The 25,057-nt window shown below is 66.8% G+C and carries 22 protein-coding genes and 1 tRNA gene; 10 read left to right on the top strand and 13 right to left on the bottom strand.

All coding sequences use genetic code 11. The annotated features are described in order from the left end of the window. Positions 1-127 precede the first annotated feature (127 nt). Positions 128-3,358 carry a (Fe-S)-binding protein gene (locus ACWFRF_RS09400; RefSeq protein WP_452449513.1) on the bottom strand — a complete coding sequence of 1,077 codons (3,231 nt, stop codon included), beginning with the start codon at positions 3,356-3,358 and terminating at the stop codon, positions 128-130. Between the two features lie 457 nt (positions 3,359-3,815). On the opposite strand from ACWFRF_RS09400, the gene ACWFRF_RS09405 reads away from it, so the two are divergent. Then, on the top strand, positions 3,816-4,541 hold the full coding sequence (locus ACWFRF_RS09405) for a hypothetical protein (protein ID WP_378996925.1): 726 nt from the start codon (positions 3,816-3,818) through the stop codon (positions 4,539-4,541). A 67-nt stretch (positions 4,542-4,608) separates the two neighbouring features. Here ACWFRF_RS09405 and ACWFRF_RS09410 read toward each other — a convergent pair whose 3' ends face one another. Continuing rightward, positions 4,609-5,139 (bottom strand): YdcF family protein, encoded by a 531-nt coding sequence (locus ACWFRF_RS09410; protein ID WP_449966275.1) that lies wholly within the window; start codon positions 5,137-5,139, stop codon positions 4,609-4,611. A gap of 247 nt (positions 5,140-5,386) precedes the next feature. On the opposite strand from ACWFRF_RS09410, the gene ACWFRF_RS09415 reads away from it, so the two are divergent. Next, entirely contained in the window at positions 5,387-6,709 is a 1,323-nt protein-coding gene (locus ACWFRF_RS09415) for a UDP-glucose dehydrogenase family protein (protein ID WP_378996920.1), read from the top strand. Positions 6,710-6,799: 90 nt separating this feature from the next. Further along, complete coding sequence (locus tag ACWFRF_RS09420; protein ID WP_378996917.1) at positions 6,800-8,158, top strand: Hsp70 family protein; 1,359 nt, start codon at positions 6,800-6,802, stop codon at positions 8,156-8,158. Between the two features lie 61 nt (positions 8,159-8,219). On the opposite strand, the gene ACWFRF_RS09425 is transcribed toward ACWFRF_RS09420, so the two are convergent. From ACWFRF_RS09425 to ACWFRF_RS09435, 3 genes are all read right to left on the bottom strand, one after another. Next, entirely contained in the window at positions 8,220-9,491 is a 1,272-nt protein-coding gene (locus tag ACWFRF_RS09425) for a YibE/F family protein (RefSeq protein WP_378996915.1), read from the bottom strand. Positions 9,492-9,926: 435 nt separating this feature from the next. Next, positions 9,927-11,171, bottom strand: coding sequence for a pyridoxal phosphate-dependent aminotransferase (locus tag ACWFRF_RS09430; protein ID WP_378996913.1), 1,245 nt, complete (start codon positions 11,169-11,171; stop codon positions 9,927-9,929). Between the two features lie 155 nt (positions 11,172-11,326). Next, positions 11,327-12,586 carry a helix-turn-helix domain-containing protein gene (locus tag ACWFRF_RS09435; RefSeq protein WP_378996910.1) on the bottom strand — a complete coding sequence of 420 codons (1,260 nt, stop codon included), beginning with the start codon at positions 12,584-12,586 and terminating at the stop codon, positions 11,327-11,329. A 202-nt stretch (positions 12,587-12,788) separates the two neighbouring features. Here ACWFRF_RS09435 and ACWFRF_RS09440 point away from each other — a divergent pair, with 202 nt between their 5' ends. Then, a complete protein-coding gene (locus tag ACWFRF_RS09440) occupies positions 12,789-13,298 on the top strand; it encodes a hypothetical protein (RefSeq protein ID WP_378635220.1) in 510 nt (169 codons plus the stop codon). Here ACWFRF_RS09440 and dcd read toward each other — a convergent pair. Next, positions 13,217-13,816, bottom strand: coding sequence for a dCTP deaminase (dcd, locus tag ACWFRF_RS09445; protein WP_067455312.1), 600 nt, complete (start codon positions 13,814-13,816; stop codon positions 13,217-13,219). The genes ACWFRF_RS09440 and dcd overlap by 82 nt on opposite strands. Positions 13,817-13,973: 157 nt before the next feature. Between dcd and ACWFRF_RS09450 the strand changes: the two genes are divergently transcribed. Next, positions 13,974-14,044: transfer RNA gene (locus ACWFRF_RS09450), tRNA-Gly, on the top strand. A gap of 110 nt (positions 14,045-14,154) precedes the next feature. On the opposite strand, the gene ACWFRF_RS09455 is transcribed toward ACWFRF_RS09450, so the two are convergent. From ACWFRF_RS09455 to ACWFRF_RS09475, 5 genes are all read right to left on the bottom strand, one after another. Further along, entirely contained in the window at positions 14,155-14,652 is a 498-nt protein-coding gene (locus tag ACWFRF_RS09455) for a flavin reductase family protein (protein ID WP_194829384.1), read from the bottom strand. Further along, positions 14,645-15,172: an NADPH-dependent FMN reductase gene (locus ACWFRF_RS09460; protein WP_378989139.1), complete on the bottom strand. Its 528-nt coding sequence runs from the start codon at positions 15,170-15,172 to the stop codon at positions 14,645-14,647. Before ACWFRF_RS09460 ends, ACWFRF_RS09455 begins: the two co-directional genes overlap by 8 nt. A gap of 27 nt (positions 15,173-15,199) precedes the next feature. Further along, positions 15,200-16,525, bottom strand: a complete 1,326-nt coding sequence (locus ACWFRF_RS09465) for an acyl-CoA dehydrogenase family protein (RefSeq protein ID WP_452449517.1) — start codon at positions 16,523-16,525, stop codon at positions 15,200-15,202. Beyond that, positions 16,525-17,640, bottom strand: coding sequence for a dimethylsulfone monooxygenase SfnG (sfnG, locus tag ACWFRF_RS09470; protein ID WP_452449519.1), 1,116 nt, complete (start codon positions 17,638-17,640; stop codon positions 16,525-16,527). Before sfnG ends, ACWFRF_RS09465 begins: the two co-directional genes overlap by 1 nt. Before the next feature lie 93 nt (positions 17,641-17,733). Next, positions 17,734-18,051, bottom strand: a complete 318-nt coding sequence (locus ACWFRF_RS09475; RefSeq protein ID WP_452449521.1) for a hypothetical protein — start codon at positions 18,049-18,051, stop codon at positions 17,734-17,736. Positions 18,052-18,165: 114 nt separating this feature from the next. On the opposite strand from ACWFRF_RS09475, the gene ACWFRF_RS09480 reads away from it, so the two are divergent. The 3 genes from ACWFRF_RS09480 to ACWFRF_RS09490 all read left to right on the top strand — a co-directional run bounded on the left by ACWFRF_RS09480 (position 18,166) and on the right by ACWFRF_RS09490 (position 20,888). After that, positions 18,166-18,915 (top strand): crotonase/enoyl-CoA hydratase family protein, encoded by a 750-nt coding sequence (locus ACWFRF_RS09480; protein WP_452449523.1) that lies wholly within the window; start codon positions 18,166-18,168, stop codon positions 18,913-18,915. A gap of 223 nt (positions 18,916-19,138) precedes the next feature. Beyond that, positions 19,139-20,188, top strand: coding sequence for a DUF4185 domain-containing protein (locus ACWFRF_RS09485; protein ID WP_378989144.1), 1,050 nt, complete (start codon positions 19,139-19,141; stop codon positions 20,186-20,188). A 28-nt stretch (positions 20,189-20,216) separates the two neighbouring features. Further along, on the top strand, positions 20,217-20,888 hold the full coding sequence (locus tag ACWFRF_RS09490) for a class I SAM-dependent methyltransferase (protein WP_452449525.1): 672 nt from the start codon (positions 20,217-20,219) through the stop codon (positions 20,886-20,888). Here the strand turns inward: ACWFRF_RS09490 and ACWFRF_RS09495 are convergent, their stop codons facing one another. Continuing rightward, the gene (locus ACWFRF_RS09495) at positions 20,889-21,485 is read right to left on the bottom strand and encodes an alpha/beta hydrolase family protein (protein ID WP_452449527.1); all 597 of its coding nucleotides are present in this window, start codon (positions 21,483-21,485) and stop codon (positions 20,889-20,891) included. Between the two features lie 211 nt (positions 21,486-21,696). Between ACWFRF_RS09495 and ACWFRF_RS09500 the strand changes: the two genes are divergently transcribed. Together ACWFRF_RS09500 and ACWFRF_RS09505 are read left to right on the top strand one after the other, a co-directional pair. Then, positions 21,697-23,532: an acyl-CoA dehydrogenase gene (locus ACWFRF_RS09500; protein WP_378989528.1), complete on the top strand. Its 1,836-nt coding sequence runs from the start codon at positions 21,697-21,699 to the stop codon at positions 23,530-23,532. Between the two features lie 404 nt (positions 23,533-23,936). Next, entirely contained in the window at positions 23,937-24,650 is a 714-nt protein-coding gene (locus tag ACWFRF_RS09505; protein WP_378989147.1) for a helix-turn-helix domain-containing protein, read from the top strand. Positions 24,651-24,704: 54 nt separating this feature from the next. Here ACWFRF_RS09505 and ACWFRF_RS09510 read toward each other — a convergent pair whose 3' ends face one another. After that, a complete protein-coding gene (locus ACWFRF_RS09510; protein ID WP_194829395.1) occupies positions 24,705-24,968 on the bottom strand; it encodes a hypothetical protein in 264 nt (87 codons plus the stop codon). Positions 24,969-25,057 lie beyond the last annotated feature (89 nt).

Raw genomic sequence — 25,057 nt, forward strand, 5'->3', positions numbered from 1 at the left:
GGTCCTGGGACTACCGAACAACTGTCCACAGAACCACCCACCCGGCACACCCGAGTACCTCCGCAGAAAACCAGTGAGGCGCGGATTCCGAAGAATCCGCGCCTCACTGATAGTTCGTCTTCAGCTGTCAGTTCTTACGCCCCGGCGACTTCGCACCAGACTTGAACCCGAGACCGCCCGGCTTGGCAGTCGGCGGCGCCACCGAGGTGCCGTTGCCATTGCCATTGCCACTGCCATTGGAAGGCTCGGCCTGAGTAGCCGGTTCCGCCGCAGCAGTTTCGGTTTCGGCCGCAGCCGGCTCCTCAACCGGAGCCGCCTCAACCGGAGCCACAGCCGGAGCCGCAGCAGCCGGAGCCGCAGCACCGGGCGCCTTCGGCCCCGGACGCTTCAATCCGGACTTCATAGCCAGCCCCTTGGCGGGAACCGACGGCTTCGATTCGGCAGGAGCCGAAACCGCAGGAGCAGCAGGCGCTTCAGCGGAAGCCGCCTCCGCTGCCGGAGCTGCCGGAGCTACCGGAGCAGCGGGAGCTGCCGCCTTGGCACCAGGCGCCTTAGCCTTGCCCTTCATGCCAAGCCCCTTGACCGGCGCGGCGGGCGCCGCAGCGGGAGCGGCTTCGGCGGGAGCAGCCTCGGCGGCAGAAGCCTCCGCGGCAGGAGCAGCCGCAGCCTTCGCCCCCGGAGCCTTCACCCCACCCTTCATCCCGAGCCCGCCAGGAGCCTTGGCAGCACCCTTCATCCCCAGCCCCTTGACCGGAGCCGCAGGGGCCGCGGTCTCAGCGGCCGCAGCCGCGTCTGCCGGAGCTGCGTCAGCCGCAGGAGCCTTGGCACCAGGGGCCTTGGCGCCACCCTTCATACCGAGCCCGCCACCGGGAGCCTTCGCTCCACCCTTCATGCCCAGACCCTTGGCCGGAGCAGCTGCGGCCGGAGCAGCAGGCGCTTCAGCGGATGCCTTGGCACCCGGCGCCTTGGCAGCGCCCTTCATCCCGAGTCCACCGCCGGGAGCCTTGGCAGCACCCTTCATACCCAGGCCGCCACCGGCGGGAGCGGCCTTCGGCGCGGCGGTGGTCGCGGTCGCGACCTCGGCCACCGGCTCCGGTTCCACCTCGGGTTCCGGTTCGGCCTTGGGCTCCTGGACGACGACCAGGTTCGCCGACAGTGCCGCGGAATCGATACGGGTGATCGAGTCCAGCATCAACTGCGAGACATCGACAACCTCGACACCCTCGCCCTGACCCTGCTCCTGACGCGCGGTCACCCCATCGTTGAGCATCACCCGGCAGAACGGGCAACCCGTCGCGATCTTCGTCGGATTCGTCGACAACGCCTCATCGACCCGATCGACATTGATCCGCTTACCGAGCTGTTCTTCCATCCACATCCGGGCACCACCGGCACCACAGCACATCGACCGCTCGCCATGGCGCGGCATCTCGATCAGATTCGACCCCGAGGCCTCCATCAACTCACGCGGCGCGTCGTAGACCTTGTTGTGCCGACCCAGATAGCACGGGTCGTGATAGGTGATGTTCTGCGAGACCGTCGCGACCGGCACCAGCTGCTTCTGGCGCACCAACCGGTTCAGCAACTGGGTATGGTGCACAACCTCGTAAGTGCCACCGACCTGCGGGTACTCGTTGTTGAGCGTGTTGAAGCAATGCGCGCACGTGACAACGATCTTCTTCTTGGACTGCTCGACACCCTCGAACACCGAGTTGATGACCTCGATGTTCTGCAACGCCAGCTGCTGGAACAAGAACTCGTTACCCGCACGACGCGCCGAGTCACCGGTGCAGGTTTCTTCCGCACCCAGCACCATGAACTTCGTGCCCGCGGTCGCCAGCAGCTCGGCCACGGCCTTGGTGGTCTTCTTGGCCCGGTCCTCGTAGGCACCGGCGCACCCGACCCAGAACAGGTACTCGTAGCCGTCGAAGCTGTCGGCGTCCTTGCCGAAGACCGGGATGTCGAAATCGACTTCCTTGATCCAGTTGAGGCGGTCCTTGGAGTTCTGCCCCCACGGGTTGCCCTTGTTCTCGAGGTTCTTGAACAAACCCGCGAGCTCGGAGGGGAACTCCGACTCGATCAACACCTGGTAGCGGCGCATATCGATGATGTGATCGACGTGCTCGATATCGACCGGGCACTGCTCGACACACGCACCACAGGTCGTGCACGACCACAACACCTCGGGATCGATGATGCCGTGGACATCCTCGCCACCGACCAGCGGACGATCCGCCTCCGCACGCGCGGCCTCGGGGATCTTGGCCAGCGCGGCCTCGTCGGGCTTGCCGTCGGCGTCGACCAGACCGACCTCGTCGCCACCGGCGTCCTTGCGGCCACCGGCCAGCAGGTACGGGGCGGCGGCGTAACCGTGGTCGCGCAGCGACATGATCAGCAGCTTCGGCGAGAGCGGCTTACCGGTGTTCCAGGCGGGGCACTGCGACTGGCAGCGACCGCACTCGGTGCAGGTGGTGAAGTCGAGCCAGCCCTTCCAGGAGAAGTCCTCCATGCGGCCCGCACCCAGGGTGTCGACCTCGGGGTCGACGTTCTCCATGTCGAGAACCTTGCCGTTGGAGATCATCGGCGCGGCCGCGCCGAGGGCGACGCTGCCGTCGGCCTCGCGCTTGAAGTAGATGTTGAAGAAGGCCGAGAACCGGTGCCAGGCGACGCCCCAGGTGATGTTGCGGCCGACCAGGTACAGGAAGGCCATACCCGACATCAGCTTGATGAACGCGAAGATCGACACCATGGTCGGGCTCGCGGGCAGCAGCTTGGCGATCTGCATGGTGAAGAAGTCGGTCGAGGCGTGGCCGTGGCCGTAGGTGGCGATCTTGCCGGCCTTGACGAAGATCATGCCGAGGCCCTCCATCAAGACGATCGTCTCGATGACATAGGCGGGCGCCATCTTGGAGCCGCTGAACCGCGACAGGCGCGCGGGAATCCGCGGGTGGTTCAGCTGACGGATGATGATCAGCGCGCCGATACCGACCACGGTGCCGATGCCGAGGATCTCGTCGACCAGGTGGTAGATCGCCCAGTTGCCGATGATCGGCCAGTGGAACGAGCCGTCGAAGGTCTGGCCGTAGGCCTCGAACCACAGGATCGCGCCGAGGATGAAGCCGGTCATCACCAGCCAGTGCGCCCAGCCGACCGTGCGGAACTTGTTCATCCGCGTGTGGGCCGCGACCTCGACGAACATGTTCTTGAACCGTGGGAAGAACGGTCGCCAACGATCGGGGGCCGTCTGGCCGATGGTGATGGCCTTGCCGATGTTCCATGCGCCGCCGATAAACGACGCCCAACAGAACAGGCTGAGCACAGCTCCAATCGTGCCCAACGTGATAGTCAGGGCATTCATGTCGCGACCTTTCTTTCGAGGCAACACGAGGGTCTGAGCGAGGAGACCTCACCCGGTTGCTCGTATCGTAACCGCCACTAAGTTACCGGCCAGTAACTACCGCTGTCCACCGTAGGATCGGCATTTGCCGTCTGACCTTGTTTACTGGGACTTGACCTGTGGTTTGCCTGTGAGCAATATCACAAAAATGTTTGCTACGGGGTTCCCGTAGCGACTGTTGAACACCGTAAACCGTCCGTGAACTGCGGCGAAGCTAAGGTCAGGCTTACTAAGTCCATCGAAATTCGTTCTGGCCTCAGGGGATTCGGTCCATTAAGCTCCAGCTGTTCTGCATGCTGTGCCGGTCTTCACACTGCTCGGGGAGAAGTAGGGGACATCTCATAGAGATGCCTCGCTTGACGAGTCTCGCGTGTCGCTGGATCGCACTCCGCACCACACCTGATGGATTGGAACCTGAATGAACTTCCGTAGGACCACTGCGGCTGCCGCACTGGTTATCGGGGCGATGACCGTGGCCATGGGCACCGCTCATGCCGAAGAGGCGCCGCAGGACATCAAGTACTCGGTCAAGCTGGTCGACAAGACCGTTGTCGCCACCGTGAAGAACGGCACCTTCTCGATCGTCGAGCAGGACGGCGAGACCCCCGAAGCACCCAAGACCAAGGTCGCCGAGATCAAGGACACCAGCGGCGCGGTCGTGATCGCCCTGCCGATCGCCTTCTCGATCGGTGGCGCGGAGATCCCGACCAAGACCGAGGTCGTCAAGGACTCCACTGTTCTGGAGCTCACTCCGGAAAAGCCCGCCGGCGTGGCCATCGGCCAGCAGGTGGTCAGCCCGAAGCCGGTCCTCAAGGACATCGCGTCGGCGCAGGAGAACCAGAAGGCGATCAACGACTTCTCCAGCAAGTTCAGCATCGGCACCGCGATCGGCACGTTCGTCGGCACCGCTGTCGGCGCGCTGATCGGTTGCGTCGTCACCATCCCCGTCGGTTGCATCCCCGGTCTGACCGTCGGTGCCGCTGTCGGCGGAATCGTGGGCATGATCGCCATCGGCGGTCCGACCATGGCCGTCACCGGCTGGGAGCTGCTGCAGGTGCTGCAGGCTCCGGACGGCACCACCGTGTGGGCCGACAAGCCGAAGGCAGTCGCGGCTCCGGCTCCCGAGCTCGCTCCGGCCAACTGATAGGGCTTACCCCCCACAGGTTATCCACGTAAGGCCCCGCTCCGCTTCGGAGCGGGGCCTTACGCGTTCAGCAGTCGGCGAACCAAGCCTTCACGAATCCCGCCGACTGATACGCGTAGTCCCAAGCCCAGCGAGCGGGCGAGAGCCGCGGTTCCGGGTCGACGAACAGCAACTCGCCATCCCAGCATTCACCGAGGATGTACCGGGCCCGGGAGATGTGCGGGGTGAAGGTGACCACGATGACGCGGTCCCAGCCGGCCCCCAGGCGCGCCAGCTCTCGGCCTTCGCCGAGGGTCGTGCGCGGACTCGGATCGAAGCAGATCACCTCGAAGCTGTAGCCCCCGTGGCAGATTCGATTCACCATCGGGCTGCGTTCGTAGGGGTTGGAGACCAGCACCCGAGGCGCGTACCCCTGCGCGGCCAGCCGCAGCCCGAGTTGTTCGCGCCCGTCGTGCGCCCCACCGAGAACGAGAATCGCGTCGGCGATCTGCGGGTCGTCCGTGCGCGGGCGCACGTACACCGGCCACAACGCGACCACCGCGATCAGCACCACCACCAGCGCTCCACCCGTGGCGAACAGGACCCGACGCACAGTCAATGCTCCATCCGCGATGGCGTATTCAGGCGATCCCGCACGATTATGCCAATCCCCGCGAACCCGAGCGGCACGCCACGAGTGCAGGCCCACGATTCGAACCGTGCACCCGGCAGCTATCGCGTTTTCGCAGGTGAGAGCCCCGCACGCCGATCACCTCCGCTCGCGTTTCCCCCTGTACACCAGATGTTGCGCCCCCTCTTGCCTCGCTGACGCGGCGTAGCCACGCGCGCCGCTTACCAACAGAACTATGCGATGCACAGTCTTCGGAACGGGGTACCTCGGAGCCACGCATGCAGCGTGTATGGCCGAGTTGGGACACGACGTGGTCGGGGTGGACATCGATCCCGGCAAGGTGGCCAAGTTGGCCGATGGTGTGGTGCCGTTCTACGAGCCCGGACTCGAGGAAGTGCTGCAACGCAACCTCGCCGCCGGTCGTTTGCGGTTCACCACGGATTATTCCGATGCCGCGGCCCATGCCGACGTCCACTTCCTCGGGGTGGGGACACCGCAGAAGAAGGGCGAGTACGGCGCCGATCTGAAATACGTGCACGCGGTGGTGGATACGCTCGCCCCGATGCTGGAACGCCCGGCGATGATCGTCGGCAAGTCCACCGTTCCGGTGGGAACCGCCGCGGCCCTCGGCATTCGGGCTCGCGAGCAGGCGAAGGTCGACGTCGAGGTCGCCTGGAACCCCGAGTTCCTGCGCGAGGGTTTCGCGGTGCAGGACACCCTGCGCCCCGACCGCCTGGTCCTCGGACTGGATCACGGCCGCGAACGCTCGGCGTGGGTGGAGGAGCACATCCGCGAGATCTACGCCGACCTCATCGCCGCCGAGATCCCCTTCCTGCTCACCGATCTGGCCACCGCCGAATTGGTGAAGGTCTCGGCGAACGCCTTTCTGGCGACGAAGATCTCGTTCATCAACGCCGTCTCGGAGGTGTGTGAGGCCACCGGCGCCGACGTGACCATGCTGGCCGACGCGCTCGGGTACGACGCCCGCATCGGCCGCCGGTTCCTCAATGCCGGACTCGGTTTCGGTGGCGGCTGCTTACCCAAGGACATCCGCGCCTTCATGGCGCGCTCGGGTGAGCTCGGCGCCGATCACGCCGTGGCGTTCCTGCGCGAGGTCGACAACATCAACATGCGCCGCCGGACGAAGGTCGTCGACATGGCCGCCCGCGCCTGTGGGGGTTCCCTGCTCGGCGCGAATGTGGCGGTCCTCGGCGCGGCCTTCAAGCCGGAATCCGATGATGTGCGCGATTCGCCCGCCTTGAACGTGGCCGGGATGATCCAGCTGCACGGCGCCGTCGTCACCGTGTACGACCCCAAGGCAGTGGAGAATTCGCGCCGGGTTTTCCCCACGTTGAACTACGCCACCTCGGTCTCGGAGGCCTGCGATCGCGCCGATGTGGTGCTGGTCCTTACCGAGTGGAACGAATTCACCGCTTTGACGCCGGCCGACCTCGACCCGGTGGTACGGTCCCGTTCGATCATCGACGGTCGCAACTGCTTGGACAGCACAACCTGGCGTGCGGCCGGGTGGGTATACGCCGGACTCGGCACCCCGTAGAGTAACGAGCCAAGCGGGGGCTGGGCGGATTTCGGTCCGCGTTATCGCAGTCCCTCGCATGTCGTGCAGCACGGACGAGATGGGCAGCGGATGAGTTCGGTTCTGGGAATATCGGTGGGGGCCGGGACGGTGCGCCTCGCTCGTCCGCAGCACGGTGGCCCGCACGATTCCGTTCCGCCGTCTTCGTTCGAGGTGCAATCGATCTCGATGCCCGAACAGCAGGCCGAGGAGTCCGCCGCCGACGCGATCGCCGCCACGCTGGCCGCGTCGCCGGAGATCGCCGCCACCACCATCACCTTCCGCAGCGAACCGCAGGCCAGGGCGGTCCGCGCGGCGATGGCGCGACGCCAGCTCACGAACTACCAGCTCGTTCCCGAAGCCGTTGCCGCCGTGCACTTCGCCCATGCCACCAGCGATATGCGGGAAGTGTCCACCCTGGCCGTCTACGACCTGGGCAGTTCGGGTCTCACGGTGAGCGTGATCAACGCCCGCACCAGCGATGTGTACCAGTGCGAGCGGATCAGCGATATCAGCGGCGACTACCTGGATTCGCTGATCAGGGAGCAGCAGATCGCCTCGGGCCGGATCGCGCATCCGGCCGACCCGGCGGGCCTGGCCGCCCTCGACGGTCTGTGCCGGGCCGCCAAGGAGCAGCTGTCCAACAGCAACGCGGTGGCCCTCCCCAGCGAGCAGGGCCTGGTGCTGCTCACGCAGGAGAATTTCGAAGCGCTGATGATGCTGGCGATCGAGTCGTCGGCCCGGATGACCCGCGATGTCATCATCCGCGCGCAGCATCCGGTGCAGGCGGTGCTGGTGCTCGGCGGTGGCGCCAGGATTCCGTTGATCGCGCGCGTGCTCGAGCGCACGATCGGCGTGCCGGTGATCGTGCCCGCCGAGCCGGAGACGGCGCTGGCCCGCGGTGCCGCGCTGCTGGCCCGCCCCGCCCAGGTCCAGCAGGCACCCGTCGCCCCGGCGCCGATCCCGATGGGCGACCACGACGACGCCACCCCCGCCTGGCTCACCGCGCCGACCCGTGGTCGTCGCCCGCTCAGCGCACTCACCAGCCGCGCGCATTCGCGCCGGGAACTGAACGTGGCGGTGCTCACGGTGAGTTCACTGGTGGTGGTCGCGGCGATCGGCCTCGGCCTCGGTTACGGCCCCGAAGTACTCGAGCGCGGTTCGTCGAGCGACGGTTCGCAAGCCGTCCCCGCCACCACCGCGCCGCGCCCCACCGCCGTCGGCCCGACGACGGCCTCGGTCGCGACGACCGAGGCCCAGCACGAAACCGTTGCCGCGCCACCGGTCAACCCGCGCCAAGCCGAGGAAACCACCGCCGCGCCGCCGTCGCAGGGTCCCAACACCTTCACCGTCGTCCCCGGGCTGCCCCCGGTGGTGCTGCCCACCCTGCCCCCGGTGGTCCTGCCCGGCTTCCCGCCTGCCGGTCAGTAACCGTTCCTGCTTCCCGGTTCGCCGAACCGAGCTCCGCGAGCCGGTCCGGCGCCGAACAGTCTCAGTTCCGCGCGTGCCGGGCCCGCGCGGGCGCCACAGTGGCCTGCTTCGCACCGAACGGCCGGGCCAGCATCACCGCGATCGCGGTCGTCAACGGCACCGACAACGCCAACGCGATACCGCCCACCGCCGATCGCGTGATCTCGATGGCCACCGCGTCGCCGGTCAGCACATCGGTGATCGATCGCCCCGCGATGCTGAACAACAGCAGCAACGGCAGCGCCCCACCGGCGTAGGCGAGCACGAGCGTGTAGACCGTACTGGCGATGTGGTCGCGCCCGACTCGCATGGCCGCGGTGAAGATCTCGCGCCGCGACGCTCCTTCATCGAGCGCGGCGAGTTCGAAGGCCGCCGAGGCCTGCGTGATGGTCACGTCGTTGAGCACACCGAGCGAGCCGATGATGAATCCCGCCAGCAGCAACCCGGTGATGCTCACGTGCTGAATGTAGGTCGCCACGTTGGTGTTCTGTTCCTCGGACAGCCCCGTGAGATGGGTGACCTCGATCGCCAGCCAGGACAGCACGGCCGCCACCACCATCGACGCGAGCGTGCCGAGCAATGCCGAACTTGTCCGCAGATTCACCCCGTGGGCGAGGTAGAGCACCACGTACAGAATCAGCGCCCCCGACACCAGCGCGACCGGGATCGCCGACTTCCCGTCGAGCAACGCGGGCAACAGGAACATCACCACCACACCGAACGCGAAACACAACCCGACCAGTGCCCGGAATCCCCGCCACCGCGCGACCACACAGATCACCACGACGAAGGCGAGCACGATCAAGGTCAGCGGCAGCCCGCGCGAGTAGTCCTCGAACGCGTACATGGTGACCCCGGACGGATCCGCGGCACGGACCACCCGGATGTCGTCACCTGTCCGTAGATCGGGCTGCCCCGGCCCCGGCGCGATCTCGAACAGCGTCTTCTTGCCCTCGTCGGGTCCCGACCTGATATCGATGATGCTGCGCTGACAGGTGTAGGAGGAGGTCCGCGGCGGTTCCGGCTTGTCGGCGAACACCTTGCCGTTCGATGGACTCCCGCAGGGACCGATGTCCTGCATGACAACGGTTCCGGCCTCGGTCTCCACGGCCCCACCGGACATGGTCTGCATCGGCAGCGGAATCTCGACGTGCTGCGCGCTCGGCCACAGAATCACCGTCGCGACCAACACCACCGCCCCGATAATCGCCAACAACCCGACGACAACCTTCGCCGCGGTGTCACTGATGGCTATGGGCCCGGAATGGTCGTGATGGTGATGATGCTCGCTCACGACCAGAGCTTAAAGGACCTCGTTTTCAATAACACGCCCGCAACACCAGATCTCGCGACAACATGGACAACTCCAGTACCCCTGGTCGCACAAAAAAGCCTCCCCGGGTCCAGGTCTGACCTGGACCCGGGGAGGCGGGTTTGTGGGCGGCGGAGAGCAGGGGGGTGTCTCCGCCGCCGGAGGCAGGCGCCCAGGGGGGTAGGCGCGCGTACCTAAGGCTCTCGGTTGTCCAGGGGGGGTAGACAACCGGGCCAGGGCGCCGAAGCGCCGAGGTCTACTGTACACAAAAGATGGACTTTTGCACTAGTAGATCTTCAAAACATCCAACATTCCGAACTCACAGTCTGTTTTTCCTGGCATACCAGGATGACCATCCTGCCCAGAGCCCATAAACTCACTGGTCAAAGCCGTGACAGGTGAGCATCGCCTGTAACTCTACTGCCGGTAACTGGACAGGAAATTACCGAACCGCTCGATCGCCACGGCCAGATCCCGCGCCCACGGCAGCGTCACGATTCGCAGATGGTCGTTCGCAGGCCAGTTGAAGCCGGTCCCCTGCACCATCAGGATCTTCTCCTGCAACAGCAGATCCAGCACGAGCTTCCCGTCGTCGTGGATCTCGTGCACGTTCGGATCCAACCGCGGGAACGCGTACAGCGCGCCACGCGGCTTCACGCACGACACCCCGGGGATCATGTTGAGCCGCTCCCACGCCACATCGCGCTGCTCGAGCAAGCGCCCGCCGGGCAGGATCAGATCGTCGATGCTCTGATGGCCGCCGAGCGCCACCTGAATGGCGTGCTGGGCAGGCACGTTCGGGCACAGCCGCGAGGACGCGAGCAGGTCGATCCCCTCCAGGAAACCGGCCGCGTGGTCCTTCGGCCCGGTGATCGCGAGCCAGCCCGAGCGGTAACCGGCCACCCGGTACGCCTTCGACAGACCGTTGAACGTCAGGCACAGCAGATCGGGAGCGAGCGAAGCCAGCGAGATGTGCTTGGCGTCGTCGTAGAGGATCTTGTCGTAGATCTCGTCGGCCAGCAGCAGCAACCGGTGCTTGCGCGCCAGGTCGACGATCTGCTGCAACACCTCCGCCGAGTACACCGCACCCGTCGGATTGTTCGGGTTGATCACCAGCAGGGCCTTGGTCTTGTCGGTGATCTTCGATTCGATATCGGCGATATCGGGCTGCCAGCCGTTCTCCTCGTCGCACAGGTAGTGCACCGGAGTACCGCCGGCCAGGCTGGTCATGGCCGTCCACAGCGGGTAATCGGGGGCCGGGATCAGCACCTCGTCGCCGTTGTCGAGCAGCGCCTGCATGGTGACGGTGATCAGCTCGGACACCCCGTTGCCGAGGTAGACGTCGTCCACATCGAGCTCGGGGAAGCCCGGCACCAGCTCGTACCGGGTGACGATGGCACGCCGCGCCGACAGGATCCCCTTGGACTCGGAATACCCCTGGGCATACGGCAGCGCGGCGATGATGTCGCGCATGATCACATCGGGGGCCTCGAACCCGAACGGGGCGGGATTGCCGATGTTGAGCTTGAGAATGCGGTGGCCCTCGGCCTCCAGGCGTGCTGCCTGTGCGTGAACCGGCCCACGGATCTCGTAGACCACGTTCTGCAGTTTCGTCGACTGCTCGAGAACGCGCGGGGGCACATGCGGCGATTGAGGACTCACGCGTCCATGTTGCCATCCGGGGCAAACTCTTTCCGCCTCCCCGCGGCTATCGGCCGGGCCTGGGCCGGTGAGACGCGTGTTGACGGCTGACGGGCAGCCGGCTCGTACCCGGCGAGTTACCCATGTTCGTGGGTGACCAGGCGTTACGTGATCAGCTACGGTCGGGGGTGGCTGCCGAGCGCCGCGGTCGCCACACAGAATTCTTCGATGCGTTCGTCCAAGCCGCGCGCTTCCACCGCGTCGCGATAGGTCGGGGCGGCGATGCGGCGGCGCAGACCGACGAGGCGTTCGCCGAGCTGGGCGATGCGTTTGTCCTCGGGCAGGTCGAGGACCGGGCGCAGGGCGTCGGCGGCGCCGTCGATGCTGCCGTTGATCAGGTGGGCGGCCGCGTTGTCGACGCGGGCCAGCGATTCGGCGCCGTAGGAGCGTTGCAGCGGCGGGCCGCTCGAATAGAGGGTGATCGCGCGTTCGGTGGCGGCCAGTGCCTGTTCGGCGCGGCCGAGCTGGATGCAGGTGGCGCCCGCGTAGTAGGCGGCCTTGGGCGGGCCGAAGCCGAACACCCCGCCGATCTCGTCGTGCAGTTCGTCGCGGCGGTCACCGGCCGCCACCTCGGCCGCGCGCAGGCACCGGTCGGTCTCGGCATCACTGCCGAGCCGCGCCCACACCCTCGCCTCGATATTGAGCAGCCGCACCCGCCCCAGTCCCGGCCCGGCGAATTCCTGCCCGCTGCGCGCTAATTGGACGGCGTTGCGCGGCCGGTCGGACCAGTTCTCGATCAGCGCGTGCATGCCGCGCGTCCAGGCGCGCAACCCGTTGTGCCCGCTCAGTTCCGCGTAAGCCCAAGCGGCTCTGATCTGTTCGCCCGCGGCGTCGAGGTAGCCGAGGTCGGTGCTCGCGTTGGCCAGCAGCCCGGACAGTGTCCCCGCCAGCAGATATAGGTGGCTGGTGTCGACCGGCTTCTGCTGCCCGTCGAGTAGTCGATACACCCGCCTGCGCACCCGCAGCATCTCCACCATCATCGGTGCCGGTGCGGCGTGGACGTATTCGTTGGCGATGCGCCGCACGTCAGCGTCGAGCTGGGCCAGCGTCGTGGCCCCCACATTGGTGCCCTCCGCGGCGGCCGCGTGTTCGCTGGCCTCGTGCGCAGCCGCCATGATCAACTCCCTCTCCGACAACACCTCGGGCACAGCACCTTTGACAGTTCCCGCATCGACGAACGCGAGCAGGTCGGCATCACCCGCGGGCGCCAGCAGGGTCGAGAATCGTGCGCGCACAACATCATCGGATCGGGCCAGTGACGTATCCAGCGCGGCCTGATTCACCGGACGCGGGCGAACCCGCACCCCGCCCGCCTCCCACTTCGACACCAATCGTTCGTGCACACCGAGATGAGCCGCGAACTCCCGGATGCTCATTCGTTTGGCATCGCGAAGAGCTCTGGCCTCTCTCCCTGTCCACTCCCCGACCACGGCGTCACCTCATCCGACGGACAACTCCCCCCAGAGTACGAGCGTGACAGTGAGACACGCCACAAGTTCGTGGAATCGGTTGCCAGAGGCAGTGAAAGGGCGGTGCGGGGCAGTGGTCACGCGCACGTGCGTGCGCGATTCTGGAAGCGTGGAAGCCAGAACTGTCGACGACTGGGTGCGGTGTTACCAGCGTGAATTCCGGCTGCCCGTCCGCGAGCGCGGCGGCTTTGTGATGCTGCCGATCACCGACCGGCTGTGCGTGGTGCATCTACCGACCACACGCGCCGAGAAGGTGCTCATGGCGCTGCGCGAGCAACGCTGTGAGGGTCCGGTGCTGGCGCGTCAGATCCGCTGGAGCGTGCTCGCCGTACCCGACGCCCGGCCCTCCGAGGAAGAGGCCGCCGAGCTCGCGGGGCTCGATATCGATATCCCCGGCACCGGCAGCGCCGTGATGCTGCCGACCAACCTGGGCCGCTGGAGTCGCGAGGGCTGTCACTGGGTGCGGCCGCCGTCCGGGGGCGGCGACACCCTGCCCGCGCTGTCGCTGGTGCTGAGCATCGCCGTGGCGGCGGGCCCTCAGCGGGTCTCGACCGCGCTCAGGGAATCCGGCGAGAGAGGAAAGTTGAGGTACGACCGCGACGGCGTCGGCCCCCGCTGACCCTGATACTTCGACCCGGCCTTGGCGCTGCCGTACGGGTGCTCGGCCGGGCTGGACAGCCGGATCAGGCACAGCTGCCCGATCTTCATCCCCGGCCACAGCGTGATCGGCAGATTCGCCACATTCGACAGCTCCAGGGTGATGTGCCCGCTGAACCCCGGATCGATGAACCCCGCCGTCGAATGCGTGAGCAGCCCGAGCCGCCCCAGACTCGACTTGCCCTCCAGCCGCCCCGCCAGATCGTCGGGCAACGAGCACACCTCGAGCGTGGACCCGAGCACGAACTCCCCCGGATGCAGCACGAACGGCTCACCCGGCTTCGGCTCGACCAGGCTGGTCAGCTCGTCCTGCTGCTGCGCCGGATCGATATGGGTGTAGCGGCTGTTGTCGAACACCCGGAACAACCCGTCGAGGCGCACGTCGATGCTCGACGGCTGAACCATCGACTCGAGCATCGGTTCGACACCGAGACGCCCAGCGGCGATCTCGGCCCTGATGTCACGATCGGAGAGCAGCACCGGCCCAGTGTAGGCAGCTACAGCCCAGGTAGGACCCCCACCCCTACGACACCCGACCCGTACCCGCGTCACCCCGGCCACCAGCACGAGCACGATCAACACTTGCATCGCACGGCACGACTTCTGATAGAGTCGCGAACGCCCCCAGTGGCGCAGTGCCGATGTAGTTCAATGGTAGAACTTCTGCTTCCCAAGCAGATGGCGCGGGTTCGATTCCCGTCATCGGCTCAACGACAAAACCCCCAGGTCATCCTGGGGGTTTTGTTGTTTCTGTCGGTCCGGTCGAGGTGCTCGCAAGCGCCGATCAGGCTCGATCCCGCACCGTCGTCGCGGCGGGTTCAGCCGGTGTGCAGAGTCCGGAACTTGCTGCCGTGGAACACCAGCGGGTCGATGTCCTCACGTGCGGCGACCCGGTTCACGCGCAGGATCACCACGAGATGGTCGCCCGCGCTGACCTGCGTTTCCGGCACCCCTTCGATCCAGGCCGTCGCGCCGTCGATGAACACCGCCTCGCCGGTTCCGCGATGTAGCGCCGTTTCCCGGAAGCGGTCGCCGTTGCGGGCGCCGAGTGCCTTGGCCGCGGCCTGCTGATCGGTGCCGAGCAGGCTGAGCCCGAGGTGGCCGGCGCCGGCCAGTTTCGGCCAGGTCGACGACGAGTTCTGGACGCAGAACGAGACGAGCGGCGGGTCGAGGGAGACGGGCACGAAGGTGCTCACCGCCAAACCGTGTGGTACGCCGTCGATCTCTGCGCACACGGCCACCACACCGCTGGGGAAGTTGGCGAAGGCTCGGCGTAAGCCGTTGCCGTCGGCGGGAAAGTCCAAGAGCTCATGCATGATTCGTTGCCTCCACCGGCCGCACGGCCGGGTCTGTCAGTGCCGCGACGACGGGTCCCCATCGCCGGGCGTATTCCTCGATGACGCCGTCCTCACCGAAAGTCCGGTCGGACAGATAGAGCCCGGGCAGCGCGGCGGTGCCACCGATTTCGACCAGCACGGGCTTGAGCAGTAGATCGGGCGCGAGCGCGTGGGCCGGACCCGCGCCGAGCATCACCGGCACGGTCACCACACCGGCCAGCCCGGTGCCGCCGTCGAACTGTTCGAGGAACAGTTTCAGCAGTCCGGTGTAGGTGGCCTTGAAGGTCGGGCTGGCGAACACGACGAGCTCGGACGACGCGACGCTGCGCGCGGCGGCCGCGACCGCCGGGTCACCCCAGCCGAGCAGGCCGGGCCCGAGGGTGACCAGGTCGATCACCTGCGGCTCGGCATCAGGGCGAAGCGCCCGCGCGACCTGCACCGCCGCGGCGAGGGTGCGCGAGGCGGGTTTCGGGTTTCCGACGACGACCGTCACTGTCATGGGCTGTCCTTGTCTCGCGTGGTGGTTCTAGATGACGCCGTGCAACGGCGGCGGCCGGTTGTGCAGGACGGCCCGCCCGATGTGCTGGTATTTCCAGCGAACGGGGTCGTGCAGCGTGTGGGTGCGCGCGTTGCGCCAGAAGTGGTCGAGTCGATGGCCGGCCGCGGCGCTGCGGGTGCCGCCTACTTCGAATATCGCCGCGGACACCTCGTTCGCAGCACGATCGGCGAGGATCTTGGCCGTCGCGACCGCGATCGACGCGTGTGCGCCACCATCGATGGAAGCATCGGGATGGGCGTCCGCCGCTTCTGCCACCGTCCTCGGCCGGACCGCCGCGTCCACCGCCGCACCCGCGACGATCAACGTCGATTCCGCGGCCGCGACAGCGACAGCCAATTCCCCGAACCGCTGAACGACCAGCGGATCGTCAGCCGCGTGCGCGACCTCGGCCTCGAACCACGGCCTACTGCGCGTGCGCACGAACTCGGCCGCCGCCGCCAGCGCGCCGCGCGCGATACCCGCGTCGATCGCGGCGTGCAGGAGCTGCGCGAACGCCCCGTATCCGGTCGGCGCGTTCACCGCGGATGCCCGCGAGACCAACTGCTCGTGCCCGACCCTCACCGCGGCGAACTCGACCGTCCCACTGCCGGTTGTCCGCTGCCCCAGCGCATCCCAGTCGTCGACGATCCGTACCCCTGGTTCGAGCGCGGGCACGAATGCCACATACTCCCCGGGCTCCAGCCCCGAAATACCCTGCGGGTCGTCGAGTCTGGTCAATACGGCGAGCACGTCGGCGAACAGAGAACCCGTGCAGTAGTACTTCGTCCCCTCGACCACGAACCGCCGAGCCTCGATACGCGCCGCATCGGCACCGCCCGTGACAACGGCCCGCGACGACTCGGCATCGCCCGCGCTCGTCTCGTCGTCCAGCCGCAGCACCGTCGAAATGTCGGCCACCGTCGCCCCACTCCGCTCGGACTGCGCATTGGCGATCCGCGCACCCGCGAGCACCTTGCCGAAGTAGTCGCGTTGCTGGGCCCGAGTTCCGGCCAGTCGCAACAGGTTCAGATACACGAAGTGACTGTGCGGCACCTGCGCGATGTTCGGATCGGCCGCGGCCAGGATCCGCACCACTTCGGCGACCACGCTCGGCGGCAGGTCCGCCCCGCCGAACTCGGCGGGCACCGTGATCGCGAGCAACCCACTGGCCGAAAGCTGATCGAGCTCTTCGTGCGGCAGCCGACGCGAGAGATCACGCGCGGCGGCGCCGGCGGCGAACACCTCGGCCAACTCGGTCGCGATCCGCACCGCCTGGTCTGCCGTGGTGATCCGCTCGGCGGTCACCACCGTCATCAGCGTCCCGCCGCGACCGGCGTCGCGGCGGCCTCCAGTTCACGCACCAGTGGCAGCACCTTGGCGCCGAAGTACTCGACCTCTTCCTGGAAGTGCACGAAGCCGGCCAGGATCAGGTCGACGCCGAGCGCCCGGTAGGCCACGATCCGCTCGGCGATCTGTTCGGGCGTGCCGATCAGCCCGGTCCGGAATCCGTCGTTGTACTGGACCAGGTCCTCGAAGGTGGAGTCGGCCCACATGCCCTTGCGGTCACCGGTGGACGCGCCTGCCTGCTGCACCGCGTCGCGGAACCCTTGCACCGCGGGCTTGTTCGCCTTCTCGACGATCTCGCGCAGGGTGTCGCGCGCTTCCTTCTCGGTGTCACGGGCGATGATGAACCCGTTGAGCCCGAACTTCACCTCGCGATCGTTTTCCCTGGCCACCGCGCGCAGATCGTCCAATTGCTCGGTGACGCCGTCGAAGTCCTTGCCGTTGGAGAAGTACCAGTCGGCATGGCGGCCGCCGTTGCGCCGGGCCGCCGTCGAGTTACCGCCCTGGAAGAGTTCGGGATTGGGGCGTTCGGGGGTGTTGAGCGGCTTCGGCTTCAGGGTGAAGTCCCGGATCCGGTAGAAGTCGCCGCCGAAGTTCACCGCGTCCTCGGTCCAGATCTTGCGGATCACCTCGAGGAACTCGGCGCTGCGCCGGTACCGCTCGTCGTGTTCGAGCCACGGCTCACCGAGCGCCTTGAACTCGCCGGCGAACCACCCCGACACCACGTTGATCGCGAACCGCCCGCCGGACAGATGGTCGGCCGTGGCACCGAACTTGGCCAGTACCGCCGGATGCCACAGCCCGGGGTGGATGGCGGCGATCACCTTGAGCCGCTCGGTGGCGGCGAGCAGCGCGAGACTGAACGAGGTCGACTCGTGCTGGAACTCGGCACCGTAGGAAGCGGTGTAGCGCACCTGGGTGAGCGCGTAGTCGAAACCGTTGCGCTCCGCGGTCTGGGCGAGCTTCTTGTTGTAGTCGAAGTCCCAGCTGGTGCGCTGCTCGATATCGCTGGTCACCAGTCCGCCACTGACGTTGGGTACCCAGTAGGCGAACGAGACCTGGTCGGCGATTCTCTCCGTGGTCACGGGCAGTTCCTCCTCGTCGTCGGCTGTTCCAGTGCAACACCGGCAGCCGACCCCGACGAGGGTTTGAATCGGCGCGATCGATACGGGCGCGGGTCAGCTGCCCACGCGCACGCAGTCCGCCGCGATCTTCGACTGCGCCGCACTCACCTTGGCCGCGTCGCCCTCACTGAGCAGCTTGGCCGGATCGTCGGACTTCGCGTTCGACACCATCACCCGCAGCCCGTCCTGCGACATTCCGGAGTCGAGGAACACCTGCGCGGCGCAGTCGGCCAGCGCGGGATTGCTCAAACCCTTGTCCTGCAACGATTTCGACAGCTCGGCCTGAGTAACCGCCGGTGCTTCGTCGCCACTGCCACAGGCCGCCAGCACGGGCAGCGCGAGCAGCGCCGCGGCCATCAGACAGATCCGCATTCGGTGAGTCCTCTCGATCGTCGCGCGCCGACGACGCGCGATGCGGTTCGGATCATGCCGCACCATCGTCCGCGTGGCCACCCACTCGAACTGACTCGCGAGTAAGATAGCGATATGGGAGACCACATCACCGTCCGCTTCGACAACAACCGCGCCTATGTCGAGCTGAACAGGCCCGGCAAACACAACGGGCTTACTTTGGAAATGCTCCGCGATCTTGTCGACGCGGCCCGAAAGGTGGCCGACCACAAGACAACCCGCGCCGTCATCATCACCGGGAACGGCCCGAGTTTCAGTAGCGGACTCGATATCGCGGCGGCCACTCGCAATCCGGTGGCTATCGTCAGAGAATTCCTTCCGCGGCCGTTGCGCGGCACCAACACCTTCCAGGAAGCCTGCTGGGCCTGGCGCCGCCTCGACGTCCCGGTGATCGCCGCGGTCCATGGGCGCTGCTTCGGTGGCGGCCTCCAGATCGCACTGGCCGCCGACTTCCGGATCGCCGCCCCCACGACCGAATTCTCGGTGATGGAAGCCGCCCACGGCCTGATTCCCGATATGACAGGCCCCGCCACATTGTCACAGCTCATCGGCATCGACCAGGCCATGCTGCTGGCCATGACGGCCGACCCGATCGACGCCGATTACGCGTTGCGCATCGGCCTGATCACCGATGTCGCCGACGACCCGGTGAAGGCCGCGCAAGCCCTCGCCGACCGCGTCACCGCCCGCGACCGCAACGCCGTGGCCGCCGCCAAGCACCTGTTCGACCGTTCGTGGCACCGCAGCGCGCGCGCCACCTTCGCCGCCGAGCGAATGGCCCAACTGCCATTGCTGCTGCGTAAGGCCATGAGTAGTAGCGACTGACAAGCAATCGACCTGCGAATTCATGTCAGCTACCCACCGGATGTACCGCACATCACTGTTAGCGGCTGTTAGCATCGCTTCGATCGCTGACCAGTCGAAGAGTGGTACGTGACGGCAAACCCGGAACGTTCCCGGATTTCGGCCCGACCCGGAGGCTCGAGCACCTGTGAACAAGACCGGATCCATCCTGCTCTCCGCACTCGCAGGTACTACGGCCTTGCTGATGAGCACAGCACCTCCCGCCGTCGCGAACCCGAACGCCATCAACCCGATTCCCGTTCTCAACGGGACCAACGGCCTGCCCGTCCTGCACGGGCGCACCCAGGCGGTGTTCCAGGTCACGGGCATGGCCAGCCCCAACAACACCCAGAACTACAACGTCCTCGGCACCGACCTCGGCATCATGTGGGACAACGGGCGCGGCGAGATGCTCACCGCCTTCGGCGACACCGCGGGCATCGGCTTCCCCAACCTGCTCGCGGGCAGCACCTGGGCGTGGCGTTCGAACATCCTGGTCCGCAGCCACGACCAGAACCCGGCCGACGGGGTCATGTTCGACAGTGTCGTGCGCGATGTCATCGGCCAGGCGCGCGACCTGATCCCCAGCCCCAAGATCCCCTTCCTCGAGATCAGCCGCATCCCCACCGCGGGCATCTCGGCCAACGGCGTGCAGTACATGTCGCTGATGTCGGTGAAGACCTGGGACGCCCCCGGTGAGTGGACCACGAGCTTCTCCGGCCTGGCCGCGTCGGCCGACAACGGGGAGACCTGGGCCGATCTCGGCCACACCCGCCGTCCCGACGAGGGCGGCAACGCCAACTTCCAGATGAACAGCTTCGTGAAGGACGGCGGCTTCGTCTACGAATACGGCACCCGCGCCGGCCGCAACAACGAGGCCTTCATCGCCCGCGTTCCCGAAGCCCAGATCGAAAACCTCGCCGCCTACGAGTACTGGGACGGCCACGAGTGGAAGCTCAACGACGTGAACGCGGCAGCCCCCATCATGGGCGGCGTCGGCGAACTCTCGGTGATGTACAACGAGTACCTCGGCCAGTTCATCTCCCTCACCACCGACCCGTTCAACTCCATCGTGATGCGCCGCGCGGCTTCTCCCGCGGGCCCGTGGAGTGCTCCCGAAGTCCTGATCGACGCCCGTGAACTTCCCACCGCGTACGCCCCGTCGATTTTCCCGTACCAAACCGGCCGCGACCTGTACTTCATGACCACCATCCACACCCAGTACAACGTCGTATTGATGCGCACCACCCTCTGACGGCGTTCGCCGGTCCTACACTCGACTCATGGACGCGGCGGATTGGGATGCGCGGTACGCGCGGAGTGAATTGGTGTGGGGCGCACCGCCGAACAGCACTGTTGTCGAACACGTCTACGGGCTGGACCGCCGGATCTCCCTGCTTCCCGACGAGTCGGGGGTGGTGCCGCCGCTTCCCCGCGCCCTCGATCTGGCCTGCGGCGAGGGTCGTCACGCCCTCTGGCTGGCGACTCATGGGTGGCAGGTGGCAGCTGTCGACTTCTCCCAGGTGGGGATCGACAAGGGCCGGACAGTCGCGGCTCGCCTGTCGCGATCGGTCCGCTCCCGGGTGTACTGGCAGACGGCCGACATCACCGACCTCGAAGCCGCCGACATCACCGGCCCGTTCGAGCTGATCCTCATGGTGTTCGTCCACCTCCCCGCCGACGAGCGCCGCGCTCTGCTGCACCAGCTGTCCGCCATGCTCGCCCCCGGCGGCATGCTCCTGGTCCTCGGTCACGCCGCTCGCAACATCGCCGACGGCTACGGCGGCCCGCAGGAACCAGAGATCCTGTTCTCGCCCGAAGACCTCCGCGACGACCTGGCCCGCGACGACGTCATCATCACCGTCGCCCACGAGGTCTTCCGTCCCACCGAAGGCCCTGACGCCATAGATTCCCTGCTCATCGCGGAACGCCCGGTCCCAGAGCCCACCGTCTGATCACTGCGCCCAGCGGGCGAACCAGGGGGCAACGGTCGCCGCGATGACGTCGAATCCGGTGCGGAACGAGTGCGCCTGCTTGGGGATCACGCGCACTTCGGCGGCGTCGGAGGCGTCGGGCACCCCGAACGGGTCGCTACCCCCGTTGATGACCACCACCGCGATGTCCCCAGGCGCCAGCAGTTCATCGCGCCTGCTCTTCTCGGGTTTGCCCGGCGGATGGAGCGGGAACGACAGCGCGATCACACCCCGCGCGCCGACCCCCTCGGCCGTCCGGCACGCCACCCGGGCCCCGTTGCTGCGACCCCCCTGAACAATCGGTACTCCGGGGAACCGGGCCTTCAAAGCCGCGACGACCTCGAGCCAGGCCTCGTCCTGTTTCTCCGCGTTCCCCGGTGCCCGCCGCCCGGCAACCCGATAGGGCTGCACCACCCGAGCTACCGCCCCGCCCGCTTCGACAGCCGAGTCACGCACGGCCAGAATGTCTTTCGCATCGACACCGCCACCGGCCCCGTGCGTGATCACCAGCAGGAACGCCGGATCACCCACCTCGTCGAGCTCGATCTCGGCCGGTCCCACAGTCGTCTCGATGCGCACATCTCACGGTAGCCCCGGGGTCGCGGCGAGCAACGTTTCCGCAGCCGCGCGTGTTTTTCACATCACATTGCTGCCCACCCCTTTGCCGAGACGATTACCCACCGGTAATATGGTGAATAAGTTACCCGCGAGTAGCATGCGGAAAACCGGCGACGGGCGGGAACGGCACACCACCGACCGCACCAGAACTCAATGGAGAGTGAGTACTCACATGGGCCACTACAAGGCAAACGTTCGCGACCTCGAGTTCAACCTCTTCGAGGTCCTCGGCATCGACAAGGTGCTCGACGCAGGCGCCTTCGGCGACCTGGACACCGACACCGTCAAGGAAATGCTCTCCGAGGTCCGCCGCCTGGCCGAGGGCCCGCTGGCCGAGTCCTTCGCCGACGCCGACCGCAACCCGCCCGTGTTCGACCCGAACACCCACACCGTCGCCATCCCCGAGTCCTTCAAGAAGTCCTACAAGGCGCTCGAAGACGGCGAGTGGGCCAAGGTCCCGCTGAACGAGGAGCTCGGTGGCCTCGGCGCCCCGTCCGCCGTCGCGTGGGCCCTGTCGGAGATGGTGCTCGGCGCCAACCCGCCCATCCAGATGTACGCCGCGGGCGCGGGCTTCGCGCAGGTGTTCTTCAACAACGGCACCGAAGAGCAGAAGAAGTGGGCGGCCAAGATCGCCGACCGCAACTGGGGCGCCACCATGGTGCTGACCGAGCCCGACGCCGGTTCCGACGTCGGCGCCGGCCGCGCCAAGGCGATCAAGCAGGAAGACGGCACCTGGCACATCGAGGGTGTCAAGCGCTTCATCACCTCGGGTGATTCCGACGACATGTTCGAGAACATCATGCACCTGGTGCTGGCTCGCCCCGAGGGCGCCGGACCGGGCACCAAGGGCCTGTCGCTGTTCTACGTGCCCAAGACCCACTTCGACTTCGAGACCGAGACCTACGGCGACCGCAACGGCGTCTTCGTCACCAACGTCGAGCACAAGATGGGCATCAAGGCCTCGGCCACCTGTGAGGTCACCTTCGGCGGCCACGGCGTGCCCGCCAAGGGCTGGCTGGTCGGCGAGGTGCACAACGGCATCGCGCAGATGTTCGACGTCATCGAGAACGCTCGCATGATGGTGGGCACCAAGGCCATCGCGACCCTGTCGACCGGTTACCTGAACGCGCTGGAGTACGCCAAGACCCGCGTCCAGGGTGCCGACCTGACCCAGATGACCGACAAGGCCGCGCCCCGCGTGACCATCACCCACCACCCGGACGTGCGTCGTTCGCTGGCCACCCAGAAGGCATACGCCGAGGGCCTGCGCGCGATCTACCTCTACACCGCCGCGCACCAGAACCCGGAAATCGCCGAGGTCGTCTCGGGTGCCGACAAGGACGTCGCGTTCCGCGTGAACGACCTGCTGCTCCCGATCGTGAAGGGTGTCGGCTCCGAGCGCGCCTACCAGTACCTGACCGATTCGCTGCAGACCTTCGGTGGCTCGGGCTTCCTGCAGGACTACCCGATCGAGCAGTACATCCGCGACGCGAAGATCGACTCCCTCTACGAGGGCACCACCGCCATCCAGGCGCAGGACTTCTTCTTCCGCAAGATCGCGCGTGACCGCGGTGTGGCCCTGGCCCACGTGGCGGGCCAGATCCAGAAGTTCCTGGAGTCCGACTCGGCCAACGAGCGTCTCAAGGGCGAGCGCAAGCTGCTCGCCACCGCGCTAGAGGACGTGCAGACCATGGCCGCCACCCTGACCGGCCACCTGATGGGCGCGCAGGAGCAGCCGACCGAGCTGTACAAGGTCGGCCTGGGTTCGGTGCGGTTCCTGATGTCGGTCGGCGACCTGTTCATCGGCTGGATGCTGCTGAACCAGGCCGAGATCGCGCTGGCCGCCCTCGACAACGGCGCCACCGGCTCCGACGTCGCCTTCTACACCGGCAAGGTCGCCTCGGCGCAGTTCTTCGCCCGCAACGTCCTGCCCGAGCTGACCGCCACCCGCGCGATCCTCGCCAACCTGGACAACGACATCATGGAACTGGACGAGGCCGCCTTCTGAGGTTTCTCACCTGATCCACGCAAAAACGGGCCGGAGCATTCAGCTCCGGCCCGTTTTGTCTCCCTCACGGGACGGTGGTGTCGCGCGATTCTAAGCGGAGCCGCTACCGAGTGCCGCGAGCGTCGTGAGGAAGTACATCAGGCCATCCATGAAAAATCTCCTTCGAAGTGGGTCGGCCATTCCTATCACGGGCTGGTTACGTACAACCTTGACGAGATGAACGCCGAGCGAACATGCCCGCTCAATCCGCTTTCGACGCGGTGAGCACCCGGACACAGCGGGCGGACGCGTTTGACGGTCGGGCCACCGAGCAGCTTCTTCGGACGCCGGTTCACCGCCGTCCGGCGACCCACCCGGCGTACCCTGGGATCTACCGTCGGTCGGGGTGAGGCTCGGGGGTTGGGATGGCTGAAAGCACGGCGCTCAGTGTGTATTTGCGCGAACGACGGCTGGCCGCGGGACTCGCGCGGACCGAGCTCGCCCACCGCACACAGCTCGCACCACTCCTGATCAGCCAGATCGAATCCGGGACCCTCGTCCCGAATCCCGCCATGCTGCAACGACTTTTCGACGGCCTGGACGTGCCACTCTGGTATCGCAAGCCCATCCTGGTTCTCGGATTACCTGCCGTCGAATCCGGCGCAGCCCCTACCGCTCCGTCGGCCGAAGACCTCGCCGACCTCGCCAGCCTCACCCACCCCGCCTGCCTCACGCGCTTCCCCACCATGGACATGCTCGCCGCGAACTCCGACTATCAGCGCCTCTTCCCCGGTCTCGGCGCCGGCGTGAACGTGCTCGAGTGGATGTTCCTCAACCCCGTGGCGAAGAAGGTCTACCTCGACTGGACCACCGAAGCCCAGCTCCTGGTCCACGCCTTCCGCATGCTCGCCCCCCTTGCCCCCACCCAGCGCGTCACCGCCATCACCGAATCGTGCGGCCAGTCCCCCGACTGGGATCCGATCTGGACCAGCGAGGTTCGCCCACAGGACATCGCGCGGCGCCACCTGCGCCTGCGCGAACGCAGCACCGGCCTGGAGCGCCGCATGATGCTGCGCATCTACGACCCCGCGTTCCCGAGCCGCCCCTGGTGGCTGTACCGCCTGATCCCGGTGCGGTGAAACAGAGCGAGGCCCCCATCGCCGCAGCGACAGGGGCCCGCGAATCCTCGGGAGTTACTCGGCAGCCTCGCCCGACCCGGACGTCAGCTGCTCCAGCAGCGCGGCGAGACCGTCGGCGGACCCGGTCTCGGCCTCTTCCTCGACAACGTCTTCGGCTTCCTCGCCCGACCCCGAGGTCAGCGAGGCCAGGATCGCGGCCAGCTGCTCCGACGACCCGGTGCTGGGTGCGGGCTCTTCCGCCGACGCCGTACCCGCACCGAGTACGGCGATGCTCGCCGCCGCAGCCATAGCCACACCGAAGACACGAATCTTGCTCATTGTGAACCCCTCGTTGTTCAGATTTGCCGCGGATTTCCGCCGCACAAGATGTCTAACAGCGAAGGAACCCCCGCCAGAAGACCGATGAA

This window comes from Nocardia sp. NPDC055165 (assembly GCF_053606985.1).

Bases quoted from the DNA above. Each gene is read 5' to 3' on its own strand.
- ACWFRF_RS09465 (WP_452449517.1), bottom strand. From the start codon at position 16,525: ATGACGGTGGTGACCGCCGAGCGGATCACCACGGCAGACCAGGCGGTG.
- ACWFRF_RS09460 (WP_378989139.1), bottom strand. From the start codon at position 15,172: ATGACAGTGACGGTCGTCGTCGGAAACCCGAAACCCGCCTCGCGCACC.
- ACWFRF_RS09435 (WP_378996910.1), bottom strand. From the start codon at position 12,586: ATGAGCATCCGGGAGTTCGCGGCTCATCTCGGTGTGCACGAACGATTG.
- ACWFRF_RS09510 (WP_194829395.1), bottom strand. From the start codon at position 24,968: ATGAGCAAGATTCGTGTCTTCGGTGTGGCTATGGCTGCGGCGGCGAGC.
- ACWFRF_RS09420 (WP_378996917.1), top strand. From the start codon at position 6,800: ATGAGTTCGGTTCTGGGAATATCGGTGGGGGCCGGGACGGTGCGCCTC.
- ACWFRF_RS09405 (WP_378996925.1), top strand. From the start codon at position 3,816: ATGAACTTCCGTAGGACCACTGCGGCTGCCGCACTGGTTATCGGGGCG.
- ACWFRF_RS09490 (WP_452449525.1), top strand. From the start codon at position 20,217: ATGGACGCGGCGGATTGGGATGCGCGGTACGCGCGGAGTGAATTGGTG.
- ACWFRF_RS09480 (WP_452449523.1), top strand. From the start codon at position 18,166: ATGGGAGACCACATCACCGTCCGCTTCGACAACAACCGCGCCTATGTC.
- ACWFRF_RS09415 (WP_378996920.1), top strand. From the start codon at position 5,387: ATGCGATGCACAGTCTTCGGAACGGGGTACCTCGGAGCCACGCATGCA.
- ACWFRF_RS09505 (WP_378989147.1), top strand. From the start codon at position 23,937: ATGGCTGAAAGCACGGCGCTCAGTGTGTATTTGCGCGAACGACGGCTG.
- ACWFRF_RS09455 (WP_194829384.1), bottom strand. From the start codon at position 14,652: ATGCATGAGCTCTTGGACTTTCCCGCCGACGGCAACGGCTTACGCCGA.
- ACWFRF_RS09475 (WP_452449521.1), bottom strand. From the start codon at position 18,051: ATGCGGATCTGTCTGATGGCCGCGGCGCTGCTCGCGCTGCCCGTGCTG.
- ACWFRF_RS09400 (WP_452449513.1), bottom strand. From the start codon at position 3,358: ATGAATGCCCTGACTATCACGTTGGGCACGATTGGAGCTGTGCTCAGC.
- ACWFRF_RS09485 (WP_378989144.1), top strand. From the start codon at position 19,139: ATGAGCACAGCACCTCCCGCCGTCGCGAACCCGAACGCCATCAACCCG.
- ACWFRF_RS09500 (WP_378989528.1), top strand. From the start codon at position 21,697: ATGGGCCACTACAAGGCAAACGTTCGCGACCTCGAGTTCAACCTCTTC.